At 52.6% G+C, this 12,046-nt stretch carries 8 protein-coding genes; 7 read left to right on the top strand and 1 reads right to left on the bottom strand.

The window, feature by feature from the left end; translation table 11 throughout:
* Positions 1-14: 14 nt before the first annotated feature.
* Genes ileS through ispH form a run of 4 tightly spaced genes read left to right on the top strand, consistent with a single transcriptional unit; the run spans position 15 to position 4,746 of the window.
* Positions 15-2,834: an isoleucine--tRNA ligase gene (gene ileS / locus F3J40_RS12870; RefSeq protein WP_017345605.1), complete on the top strand. Its 2,820-nt coding sequence runs from the start codon at positions 15-17 to the stop codon at positions 2,832-2,834.
* Positions 2,834-3,340, top strand: coding sequence for a signal peptidase II (gene lspA, locus F3J40_RS12865; RefSeq protein ID WP_017345604.1), 507 nt, complete (start codon positions 2,834-2,836; stop codon positions 3,338-3,340). The genes ileS and lspA overlap by 1 nt, the downstream gene beginning before the upstream one ends.
* Before the next feature lie 4 nt (positions 3,341-3,344).
* Positions 3,345-3,815, top strand: coding sequence for an FKBP-type peptidyl-prolyl cis-trans isomerase (fkpB, locus tag F3J40_RS12860; RefSeq protein ID WP_017345603.1), 471 nt, complete (start codon positions 3,345-3,347; stop codon positions 3,813-3,815).
* Entirely contained in the window at positions 3,796-4,746 is a 951-nt protein-coding gene (gene ispH, locus F3J40_RS12855) for a 4-hydroxy-3-methylbut-2-enyl diphosphate reductase (RefSeq protein ID WP_017345602.1), read from the top strand. The genes fkpB and ispH overlap by 20 nt, the downstream gene beginning before the upstream one ends.
* A gap of 46 nt (positions 4,747-4,792) precedes the next feature.
* On the opposite strand, the gene F3J40_RS12850 is transcribed toward ispH, so the two are convergent.
* Positions 4,793-5,827: a pentapeptide repeat-containing protein gene (locus F3J40_RS12850; RefSeq protein ID WP_167015220.1), complete on the bottom strand. Its 1,035-nt coding sequence runs from the start codon at positions 5,825-5,827 to the stop codon at positions 4,793-4,795.
* Positions 5,828-6,079: 252 nt separating this feature from the next.
* Here F3J40_RS12850 and dapB point away from each other — a divergent pair, with 252 nt between their 5' ends.
* The 3 genes from dapB to carB all read left to right on the top strand — a co-directional run bounded on the left by dapB (position 6,080) and on the right by carB (position 11,751).
* Positions 6,080-6,895: a 4-hydroxy-tetrahydrodipicolinate reductase gene (gene dapB, locus F3J40_RS12845; protein ID WP_167015218.1), complete on the top strand. Its 816-nt coding sequence runs from the start codon at positions 6,080-6,082 to the stop codon at positions 6,893-6,895.
* A gap of 469 nt (positions 6,896-7,364) precedes the next feature.
* On the top strand, positions 7,365-8,513 hold the full coding sequence (gene carA, locus F3J40_RS12840) for a glutamine-hydrolyzing carbamoyl-phosphate synthase small subunit (protein WP_167015216.1): 1,149 nt from the start codon (positions 7,365-7,367) through the stop codon (positions 8,511-8,513).
* Positions 8,514-8,526: 13 nt separating this feature from the next.
* A complete protein-coding gene (carB, locus tag F3J40_RS12835; protein ID WP_167015214.1) occupies positions 8,527-11,751 on the top strand; it encodes a carbamoyl-phosphate synthase large subunit in 3,225 nt (1,074 codons plus the stop codon).
* Positions 11,752-12,046: the final 295 nt, after the last annotated feature.

The following is a 12,046-nucleotide window of genomic DNA, read 5'->3' as shown; positions in this document are numbered from 1 at the left end:
GAACCGAGAATCTGATGAGTGACTATAAATCTACCCTGAATCTGCCGGAAACGGGGTTCCCGATGCGTGGCGATCTGGCCAAGCGCGAACCGGGAATGCTGCAGCGTTGGACTGATGACAATCTGTACGGCATCATCCGCGCAGCTAAAAAAGGGAAAAAAACCTTTATTCTGCATGATGGCCCTCCTTATGCGAATGGCAGCATTCATATTGGTCACTCCGTTAACAAGATTCTGAAAGACATTATCGTGAAGTCCAAAGGCATGGCGGGTTACGATTCGCCATACGTCCCAGGTTGGGATTGCCACGGACTGCCGATCGAACACAAAGTCGAGCAGATGATTGGTAAGCCTGGTGAGAAAGTCACTGCGGCTGAGTTCCGTGCTGCCTGCCGTAACTATGCGGCTGAACAGGTTGAAGCGCAGAAGAAAGACTTTATCCGCCTTGGCGTTCTGGGTGACTGGGATCGCCCATACCTGACGATGGACTTCAAAACTGAAGCCAACATCATTCGCGCACTGGGTAAAATCATCGGTAATGGCCACCTGCACAAAGGGGCTAAGCCGGTGCACTGGTGTATCGACTGCCGCTCAGCGCTGGCTGAAGCCGAAGTTGAGTACTACGACAAAACCTCACCGTCCATTGACGTGATGTTCAACGCTATCGATGCTGCGGCAGTGGCGGAGAAGTTTGGTGCCAGCAACGTTAACGGCCCAATCTCTCTGGTCATCTGGACCACCACGCCGTGGACGATGCCAGCAAACCGTGCGATTTCACTGCACGCTGAATTTGACTATCAGCTGGTGCAAATTGAAGGCCGCGCGCTGATCCTCGCGACCGACCTGGTAGAAGGCGTACTGAAACGCGCGGGTGTCACCGAGTGGACCGTGCTGGGCGAAATCAAAGGCGCTGAGCTGGAGCTGCAGAAATTCCAGCATCCGTTCCTGGAAAACATCCAGTCTCCGGTATTGCTGGGTGAACACGTTACCCTCGAAGCGGGTACCGGTGCTGTACACACTGCACCAGGTCACGGCCCGGATGACTTTGTTATCGGCCAGAAGTACGGCATTGAAGTGGCTAACCCGGTTGGGCCTGATGGCGCTTACCTGCCAGGGACTTACCCAGGTCTGGATGGCGTTAATGTCTTTAAAGCCAACGATCTGATTGTTGAACTGCTGCGTGAAAAAGGCGCGCTGTTGCACGTAGAAAAACTGCTGCACAGCTACCCACACTGCTGGCGTCACAAAACCCCAATCATTTTCCGTGCGACGCCACAGTGGTTTATCAGCATGGATCAGAAAGGGTTGCGCGCGCAGTCACTGAAAGAGATTAAAGGCGTGCAGTGGATCCCAGACTGGGGCCAGGCTCGTATCGAAGCGATGGTCGCTAACCGTCCTGACTGGTGCATCTCCCGTCAGCGTACGTGGGGCGTGCCGATGTCTCTGTTTGTCCACAAAGACACTGAGCAACTGCACCCAGACTCACTGGCGCTGATGGAAAAAGTCGCACAGCGTGTTGAGCAGGAAGGTATTCAGGCATGGTGGGATCTCGACCCGCGTGACCTGATGGGCGATGACGCAGACAACTACGTTAAAGTCCCGGATACGCTGGACGTTTGGTTTGACTCAGGTTCAACCAGTTCTGCTGTGGTTGATGCGCGCCCAGAGTTCGGCGGCCATTCAGCTGACATGTATCTGGAAGGTTCGGATCAGCACCGTGGCTGGTTTATGTCCTCGCTGATGATTGGCACCGCAATGAAAGGCAAAGCGCCTTATCGTCAGGTGTTGACGCACGGTTTCACCGTTGATGGTCAGGGCCGTAAAATGTCCAAATCCATCGGTAACACCGTAGCGCCGCAGGATGTGATGGACAAACTGGGTGCAGACATTCTGCGTCTGTGGGTCGCATCAACCGACTACTCAGGCGAGATGGCGGTGTCCGATGAAATTCTGAAGCGTGCCGCAGATACCTATCGTCGTATTCGTAACACCGCGCGCTTCCTGCTGGCAAACCTGGCAGGTTTCAATCCGGCAACGGATAGCGTGAAGCCAGAAGAGATGGTGGTGGTAGATCGTTGGGCTGTAGGCCGCGCGCTGGCAGCGCAGAACGACATCATCAACTCTTACGAGAATTATGATTTCCACGAAGTGGTACAGCGTCTGATGCAGTTCTGTTCTATTGAGATGGGCTCGTTCTATCTCGATGTGATCAAAGACCGCCAGTACACCGCTAAAGGCGACAGCCTGGCACGTCGTAGCTGCCAGACGGCTCTGTGGCACATTGCTGAAGCGCTGGTTCGCTGGATGGCACCGATCATGTCCTTTACTGCGGATGAGATCTGGGGCTACTTGCCAGGTGAGCGTACGCAGTATGTCTTCACTGAAGAGTGGTATGGCGATCTGTTTGGCCTTGCCGAAGGTGAAGCACTGAACGACGCATACTGGGACGATCTGCTGAAAGTGCGTGGCGAAGTGAACAAGGTACTGGAGCAGGCGCGCAGTGATAAGCGTCTTGGCGGTGCTTTGGAAGCTAACGTGACGCTGTTTGCTGAACCGGAGCTGGCTGCGAAGCTGCAAGCGCTGGGCGACGAGCTGCGTTTCGTACTGCTGACCTCCGGCGCAACGGTGGCGGATTACGCTCAGGCGGGCGAAGATGCACAGCAGAGCGAACTGTTCAAAGGTCTGAAAATTGCGTTGCAGAAGGCAGAAGGCGAGAAATGTCCACGCTGCTGGCATTACACTACGGATGTGGGACAGAACGCAGAACATGCTGCAGTCTGTGGCCGCTGTTATACCAACGTCCACGGACAAGGTGAAGAGCGTAAGTTTGCCTGATGACTAAACCTGTACTTTCAACCGGATTGCGCTGGCTATGGCTGGTGCTGGTACTGATTGGCGTCGATTTCGCCGCCAAGCAGTGGGTAATGGACAACATGATGCTGCATGAAACTCTGCCGCTCATGCCGTTCTTCAATCTGTTCTATGCCCATAACTATGGTGCTGCATTCAGCTTCCTCGCCGATAAAGGCGGCTGGCAGCGCTGGTTCTTTGCGGGTATCGCGATTGCAATCGTCGTAGCGCTGTTGGTGATGATGTACCGCAACCGCGCTAGCCAGAAGATCACCAACATCGCCTATGCGTTGATTATTGGTGGTGCGCTGGGCAATCTGTTTGACCGTGCTTACCATGGTTTTGTGGTCGATTTTATCGACTTCTATATCGGTGACTGGCACTTCGCCACGTTTAATATCGCTGACTGCGGCATCTGTATTGGTGCTGCGTTGGTGGTGCTGGAGGGGTTTATCAACCCCGCCAGCAAACAGGAAAAACAGAAAGGGTAAGGCAATGACAGACTCTGTACAGCATGACAGTGCCGTGCTGGTGCACTTTTCACTGAAGCTGGAAGATGGCTCGGTGGCTGAGTCCACCCGTGCAAACGGTAAGCCCGCAATGTTTTTCCTTGGCGATGGAAGCCTGTCAGAAGCGCTGGAAAAGCAGCTGCTGACGCGCAAACAGGGTGACAAGTTCGCTTTCACCCTGGAGCCAGAGGATGCGTTTGGTCCTACCAGCCCGGATCTGATTCAGTACTTCTCCCGTCGTGAATTTAATGATGCGGGTGAACCAGAAGTCGGTGCCATCATGCTGTTCAGCGGCAGAGGCGGAAGCGAAATGCCGGGTGTGATTCGTGAAGTGTCGGGGGATTCGATCACCGTCGACTTCAACCATCCACTGGCTGGGCACCGGGTGCAGTTTGACATCGAAGTGCTGGAGATTGATCCGGTGCTGGAGGCAAGCGATGCAAATTCTGTTAGCTAATCCACGCGGCTTCTGTGCCGGTGTTGATCGTGCCATTAGTATTGTAGAGCGCGCGCTGGAGATGTATGGCGCGCCAATCTATGTACGCCACGAAGTGGTGCACAACCGCTATGTGGTGAACAGTCTGCGTGAGCGTGGGGCGATCTTCATCGAAGAGATCAGTGATGTCCCGGACGACGCTATTCTGATCTTCTCCGCGCATGGCGTTTCGCAGGCGGTACGCTCAGAAGCGAAGGCACGTAATCTGACCATGTTGTTTGATGCGACCTGTCCTCTGGTCACTAAAGTACACATGGAAGTTGCGCGTGCCAGCCGCAAAGGGACTGAAGCGATCCTGATTGGTCACGCGGGACACCCGGAAGTTGAAGGCACCATGGGACAGTACAACAATGCCAACGGCGGCATGTATCTGGTCGAATCCCCGGAAGATGTCTTTAAATTACAGGTCAAAGATGAGAGCAATCTCTGCTTCATGACTCAGACGACGCTGTCAGTAGATGATACCTACGAAGTGATTGATGCACTACGTCAGCGCTTCCCTGCGATTGTCGGTCCGCGTAAAGATGATATTTGCTATGCAACGACCAACCGTCAGGAAGCGGTTCGCGTGCTGGCGCGTGATGCAGAAGTCGTATTGGTGGTAGGTTCGAAGAACTCCTCCAACTCGAATCGTCTTGCGGAACTGGCACAGCGTGCCGGTAAGCTGGCTAAGCTGATTGACTCTGCCGACGACATCCAGGAAGAGTGGGTGAAAGGCAAAGAGATTATCGGCGTGACGGCCGGTGCTTCAGCGCCAGATATTCTGGTGCAGCAAGTGATTCAACGTCTGCAAGAGTATGGTGGCAAGGCGGCAATTGAGCTGATTGGCCGCGAAGAGAATATCGTCTTTGAAGTGCCAAAAGAGCTGCGAGTAGAAGTTAAGCAGCTTTAGCACAATAAAAAAACCGATGCCCAGGCATCGGTTTTTTTATATTGAATCACTTTTTTTGAGGTTTAATGGTGATTGCATCGACGCGATCTATTGCCATCAGGTCACTCACCTTCTGGAGTAACTCCGGATCTTTATGGTGATACGCGGATATACAAAGATTAAGAAAAGCCTTTTTCTGTTCTTTGATAAAACGCTTTTTATCCGGATGTTCAGTGAAAATGTCCGCTACCAGATGAATGTCGGCGGGCGTTTCGAGTGCATAGCTTTGTCCTTGAGCCACCGGGCTGTGAGACAACACCTGGCAGAACAGAGAATCTTTAAGTGGTTGATATTTTCGGTCAATAGACGCAACGCTGTTGAGGATCGACTCAAGATTGTGACGGGCTGTAGGTGAATCTTTAAGGCCGGCGAAATGCTGTTTTAATTCGGCGTCGTTTAACGTGACGCTACTGCCCTCTAGTTTTGCGCCCTCGAACCGGGTTGCGGAGAGCGAGACTTCCAACAACTGCATATTCATAAGATTCGCGGACCGCAGGTCAGCGTTACGCAACGTGCAATTTTTCAATCGTGCACCTGCCAGGCTGGCATTGGTAAGATCGCTGTGATCCAGATTACAGTTGAATAGCATCGCGGCCAGCAACTGCGTGCCCTGCAAAGCGCAGTGGCTCATATCACAGTCTTGTATTTCCGCGCGTACCATCCGGTTATTATTCATAGCCGAATGAGAAAAATTACATTTCTCAAACATCATTTGCGGCAGGTGCAGCCCCGAAAGTTCGCTTTTGCTCAGGTCCTTTTCGGTTAACTTAGTGCCTGGCGGTAAAATTTGCTGGCGCATGACGGTTGCCGTGGGCAGTGAATCCATTAAATAGTTCAGCAGTGCCATTTCATTACTGTCAATCGCGCAGCGCGCCAGTTCAATCTTGATATCCTGCGGGGTATTGGTAAATCGGATATGGAAACTGGCATTATCCAGCGTATCAAAACTCGTTTTTAAGTCATGTAGGCTGCGGAAAGCTTGCTCGCCAACAGGGTGTGGTTGCTGTGTCATGTAAGAAAGATTGTTATAGATACCTGGCATAAAATGTCCTCTCAAGATGCCGCAGTGTTCTCCTGCGGCTATCCGTTTCATCAACGCGAGCCGGTTGGCTGTGCCCAGATTGGGTGAGTGAAATCAGCGGAGAGTTCGCATGCGGGCAATCTGTTTTACTGATAATCCCGTCCGGCTGGCGTAAAATTCTTATCTTCGATTTATAAGGGTAGCGTGCACGTTAACTGCTGGTTAACCTGAGTACGCTTTGCATGCATAGTTTGACTTCAGGAATGAATAGTTATGAAAAATAGCCGCATCGCCATTGTGGGCGCATCGGGCCGAATGGGCCGCTTTTTGATTCAGGCCACCCAACAGGCAGAAGGCGCAGAATTAGGCGCAGCGCTGGTACGCAGCGGTTCGACGTTAGTCGGCAGCGATGCTGGTGAACTCGCAGGAGTAGGACATATCGGTATCACGTTGACGGACGACCTGCTCAGCGTGATCGATGACTTTGATGTCTTGATCGACTTTACCCGCCCGGAAGGCACCCTGGCGTATCTGGAACTGTGTCGCCAGCATCAGAAAGCCATCGTTATCGGTACGACCGGATTCGATGAGGCAGGTAAAGCGGCTATCCGTGCTGCTGCAGAAGAGATTGGTGTGGTGTTCGCGGCTAACTTTAGCGTTGGCGTCAACCTGGTGCTCAAGCTGCTGGAGAAAGCCGCCAAAGTGATGGGTGACTACGCGGACATCGAGATTATTGAAGCGCACCATCGTCATAAAGTGGATGCTCCTTCGGGGACAGCGCTGGCAATGGGTGAAGCCATTGCGGATGCGATGAACTGGAAGCTGGATGAGCATGCCGTGTATGCCCGTGAAGGTTACACCGGCGAACGTGAAGCACAGACCATCGGCTTCGCGACAGTGCGAGCGGGTGACATTGTTGGGGAGCACACCGCGATGTTTGCGGATGTCGGTGAGCGCGTTGAAATCACCCATAAGGCCTCCAGTCGCATGACGTTCGCCACTGGCGCTGTGAAATCGGCGTTATGGCTCAAAGATAAGAAATCTGGCTTGTTTGATATGCGTGACGTGCTGGATTTATCGATGTTGTGAGTGTTGTGAACCATCGTGATGTGGTTGTTTCAATCAGTAATGTATTGATTGAAAAGGGCAATGTTATCATTGCCCTTAATTTTATTTAAAAACAGACTTTTCGATGTGATTTTTTAGTCTAACTGCTGTTTTTCGTTGTTTTATCGGTTTTTTGTCATCAAGGGACATTATTTTTGACCATTTGGTCAAAACAATTGGCTCGCTAGTCCATTTTTTCAGATCTAACACCCAGGCAAACGATTTTTTTACTGACTTTTTATCTGTTTTTGCCCTGTATTCCTCTTATTAGCACTCTGAACCCCAAAACAAGCAAAAAAAATGCCCTTCTGACTGGACAACCCGCGGGGTGATCATTAGAATGCGCGCAATTTGCCAAAAATCGATTAAACAGGCGTTTTTGACGTTGATTCAGGCAGTGGTTATGAATTAATATGCAATTAATGTGACTGTTTATTCCCTGGAGGATGTTTTGATTAAGTCAGCGCTCTTGGTTCTGGAAGACGGAACCCAATTCCACGGTCGGGCCATCGGGGCAACCGGAACGGCAGTGGGGGAGGTCGTTTTCAACACGTCAATGACCGGTTATCAAGAAATCCTCACTGATCCTTCCTATTCCCGCCAGATCGTCACTCTCACTTATCCCCATATTGGTAATGTCGGCGCCAATGCCGCAGATGAAGAATCTAGCCAAATTCATGCACAAGGCCTTGTTATTCGTGACCTGCCACTGATTGCCAGCAACTTCCGTAGCGAAGAGAGCCTGTCAGCGTATCTGGAACGTAACAACATCGTCGGCATCGCGGATATCGATACCCGTAAGCTGACGCGCCTGCTGCGTGAAAAAGGGGCGCAGAACGGTTGCATCATCGCGGGTGATAACCCAGATGCCGCACTGGCACTGCAACAGGCTCAGGCATTCCCTGGCCTGAAAGGGATGGACCTGGCGAAAGAAGTGACCACGGCGGAAACTTACGCCTGGCAGCAGGGCAGCTGGACACTGGAAGGTGACCTGCCAGCAGCCAAAACCGCAGCTGAACTGCCTTATCATGTTGTCGCCTATGATTACGGCGCAAAACGCAACATCCTGCGTATGCTGGTGGATCGCGGCTGCCGCCTGACGGTAGTGCCAGCGCAAACCCCGGCTGAAGATGTGCTGAAGCTCAATCCAGACGGTATTTTCCTGTCCAACGGCCCTGGTGACCCGGAGCCATGTGATTATGCCATCAACGCGATTCAGTCTTTCCTGCAGACGGATATTCCTGTCTTCGGTATCTGCCTCGGTCACCAGTTATTAGCGCTGGCGAGCGGTGCAAAAACCGTCAAGATGAAGCTGGGCCACCACGGTGGTAACCACCCGGTACAGGATCTGGACAACAACACGGTGATGATCACCGCACAGAACCACGGTTTCGCAGTCGATGAAAACAGCCTGCCAGCGAACCTGCGCGTGACGCATATTTCGCTGTTCGATAAAACCGTGCAGGGTATTCACCGTACCGACAAACCGGCGTTCAGCTTCCAGGGCCACCCTGAAGCCAGCCCGGGTCCGCACGATGCAGCACCGCTGTTTGACCACTTTATTGAGCTGATTGCAGCCTTCCGTTCTAACGCTAAGTAATCAGGAGCCTAAGATGCCAAAACGTACAGACCTAAAATCCATCCTGATCCTTGGCGCTGGCCCGATTGTTATCGGCCAGGCCTGTGAGTTCGACTACTCCGGTGCTCAGGCGTGTAAAGCGCTGCGTGAAGAGGGCTACCGCGTTATCCTGGTGAACTCCAACCCAGCCACCATCATGACCGACCCTAACATGGCCGATGCGACCTATATCGAGCCGATTCACTGGGAAGTGGTGCGCAAAATCATCGAAAAAGAGCGCCCGGATGCTGTTCTGCCAACCATGGGTGGGCAGACAGCACTGAACTGTGCGCTGGAATTAGAGCGTCAGGGCGTACTGGAAGAGTTCGGCGTCACCATGATCGGTGCTACCGCAGATGCTATCGATAAAGCAGAAGACCGTCGTCGCTTCGACGTTGCAATGAAAAGCATCGGTCTGGATACCGCGCGTTCAGGTATCGCACACACCATGGAAGAGGCGCTGAAAGTCGCTGAAGACGTTGGTTTCCCGTGCATCATTCGCCCATCCTTCACTATGGGTGGCACCGGTGGCGGTATCGCGTATAACCGCGAAGAGTTTGAAGAGATCTGTGAGCGTGGCCTCGACCTGTCGCCAACCAATGAGCTGCTGATTGATGAGTCGCTGATTGGCTGGAAAGAGTATGAGATGGAAGTGGTGCGTGATAAAAACGACAACTGCATCATCGTCTGCTCGATCGAAAACTTCGATGCGATGGGGATCCACACCGGTGACTCCATCACCGTTGCGCCTGCACAGACCCTGACCGACAAAGAGTACCAGATCATGCGTAACGCCTCGCTGGCGGTACTGCGTGAAATCGGTGTCGAAACCGGCGGTTCCAACGTTCAGTTCTCGGTTAACCCAGAAAATGGTCGCCTGATCGTTATTGAAATGAACCCACGCGTTTCACGCTCTTCTGCACTGGCTTCTAAAGCGACTGGCTTCCCGATTGCGAAAGTGGCCGCTAAATTAGCGGTTGGCTTTACGCTGGATGAGTTGATGAACGACATCACTGGCGGTCTGACCCCAGCGTCGTTTGAGCCATCTATCGACTATGTCGTGACCAAGATTCCACGCTTTAACTTCGAAAAATTCGCTGGCGCCAACGACCGTCTGACGACGCAGATGAAGTCAGTAGGTGAAGTTATGGCTATCGGCCGTACTTTCCAGGAATCGATGCAGAAAGCCCTGCGTGGCCTGGAAGTCGGTGCTAACGGCTTCGACCCTAAAGTCAGCCTGGATGATGCGGAAGCGGCAACCCGTATTCGTCGCGAACTGAAAGACGCGGGCTCAGACCGTATCTGGTACATCGCAGATGCCTTCCGTTCAGGCATGAACGTAGAAGATGTGTTTGCCCTGACCAACATCGACCGCTGGTTCCTGGTTCAGATTGAAGAGCTGGTGCAGTTGGAGCAACAAGTTGAGCGTGAAGGCGTTAACGGCCTGTCAGCCGATTTCCTGCGTCAGCTGAAGCGCAAAGGCTTCGCCGATGCTCGCCTCTCTACGCTGGCGGGCGTGTCAGAGAACGAAATCCGTAAACTGCGTCAGCAGTACAACCTGCACCCGGTCTACAAGCGTGTTGATACCTGTGCGGCGGAGTTTGCTACCGATACCGCTTACATGTACTCCACGTATGAAGAAGAGTGCGAAGCCAACCCAAATCAGGACCGTGACAAAATCATGGTGCTGGGTGGCGGCCCGAACCGTATCGGTCAGGGTATCGAATTTGACTACTGCTGTGTACACGCGGCGTTGGCACTGCGTGAAGACGGGTTCGAGACCATCATGGTCAACTGTAACCCAGAAACGGTTTCTACCGACTACGACACCTCTGACCGTCTCTACTTCGAGCCGGTAACGCTGGAAGACGTGCTGGAAATCGTGCGCATCGAGAAGCCAAAAGGCGTTATCGTGCAGTACGGCGGCCAGACTCCGCTGAAGCTGGCGCGTGCGCTGGAAGCCGCTGGCGTACCGGTTATCGGTACCAGCCCGGATGCCATTGACCGTGCAGAAGACCGTGAGCGTTTCCAGCAGGCGGTTGAGCGCCTGGGCCTGAAACAGCCAGAAAACGCCACCGTAACCGCGATTGAGCAGGCAGTAGAGCGTGCAGCAACCATCGGTTATCCGCTGGTGGTGCGTCCATCCTACGTGCTGGGCGGCCGTGCGATGGAAATCGTTTATGACGAAATCGACCTGAAGCGTTACTTCCAGACCGCAGTGTCAGTTTCTAACGATGCACCAGTGTTGCTGGACCGCTTCCTGGATGACGCTGTTGAAGTAGACGTTGATGCAATCTGCGACGGCGAACGTGTGCTGATTGGCGGCATCATGGAACACATTGAGCAGGCGGGCGTTCACTCTGGTGACTCTGCGTGTTCTCTGCCTGCTTACACCCTGAGCAAAGAGATTCAGGATGTGATGCGTCAGCAGGTTGAGAAACTGGCATTTGAGCTGAACGTACGTGGTCTGATGAACGTGCAGTTCGCGGTTAAAGACAACGAAGTCTACCTGATTGAAGTTAACCCACGTGCAGCGCGTACCGTACCGTTCGTTTCCAAAGCGACCGGCGTAGCACTGGCAAAAGTGGCTGCTCGCGTCATGGCCGGTAAATCACTGGCAGAGCAGGGTGTGACGGAAGAAGTTATCCCGCCATACTACTCAGTTAAAGAAGTGGTACTGCCGTTCAACAAGTTCCAGGGCGTTGACCCAATCCTCGGCCCTGAGATGCGTTCTACCGGTGAAGTGATGGGCGTGGGTCGTACCTTTGCCGAAGCCTTTGCTAAAGCGATGCTGGGCGCACAGAGCAATATGAAGAAGTCGGGTCGCGCACTGTTGTCAGTACGTGAAGGCGACAAGAAGCGTATTGTCGCGCTGGCTGCGAAGCTGCAGCAGTTTGGCTTTGAGCTGGATGCTACTCACGGTACTGCTGTAGTGCTGGGTGAAGCAGGCATTAACCCGCGTCTGGTGAACAAGGTGCATGAAGGTCGTCCGCACATTCAGGACCGTATCAAGAATGGCGAATACACCTACATCGTGAACACCACGGCAGGTCGTCAGGCTATCGAAGATTCGAAACTGATTCGCCGTAGCGCACTCCAGTACAAAGTACACTACGACACCACACTGAACGGCGGTTTTGCCACAGTGAATGCACTGACTGCTGATCCAACCGAGCAGGTGATTTCTGTGCAGGAGATGCACGCGCAGCTGAACGGCTAATCTAGCCAGAAAGTGAACGTGTTTAAGCCAGTCAGTTTACGCTGACTGGCTTTTTTAATGCCATAATGCCGTCAATTGTCACTTTCGCCTGAATGATATTTAGCCATTTGATATTTTTTATCGAAAATATCGTTAATTTTTTTGCGGGTGATTTCGTGGCGGTACTAAATAATTTACAGTTTAATCGCGTTAATAAACCTGATGCGCGGCACGATAAATAAACAATTAGGCTTCATACCATTCTGCTTCTAACGCTCTGCCTTCTGATCATTTCACTTTTAAAACAACAACAAAC

This window comes from Candidatus Pantoea multigeneris (assembly GCF_011752615.1).
Taxonomy (GTDB): domain Bacteria; phylum Pseudomonadota; class Gammaproteobacteria; order Enterobacterales; family Enterobacteriaceae; genus Pantoea; species Pantoea multigeneris.
Note: the sequence above shows the minus strand (reverse complement) of the source record. Positions and strands in the feature narration are given on the sequence as shown.

What these genes read in the sequence shown, in the direction of transcription:
- ileS (WP_017345605.1), top strand. Translation starts at nt 15, where the DNA reads ATGAGTGACTATAAATCTACCCTGAATCTGCCGGAAACGGGGTTCCCG.
- ispH (WP_017345602.1), top strand. Translation starts at nt 3,796, where the DNA reads ATGCAAATTCTGTTAGCTAATCCACGCGGCTTCTGTGCCGGTGTTGAT.
- lspA (WP_017345604.1), top strand. Translation starts at nt 2,834, where the DNA reads ATGACTAAACCTGTACTTTCAACCGGATTGCGCTGGCTATGGCTGGTG.
- dapB (WP_167015218.1), top strand. Translation starts at nt 6,080, where the DNA reads ATGAAAAATAGCCGCATCGCCATTGTGGGCGCATCGGGCCGAATGGGC.
- carB (WP_167015214.1), top strand. Translation starts at nt 8,527, where the DNA reads ATGCCAAAACGTACAGACCTAAAATCCATCCTGATCCTTGGCGCTGGC.
- F3J40_RS12850 (WP_167015220.1), bottom strand. Translation starts at nt 5,827, where the DNA reads ATGCCAGGTATCTATAACAATCTTTCTTACATGACACAGCAACCACAC.
- fkpB (WP_017345603.1), top strand. Translation starts at nt 3,345, where the DNA reads ATGACAGACTCTGTACAGCATGACAGTGCCGTGCTGGTGCACTTTTCA.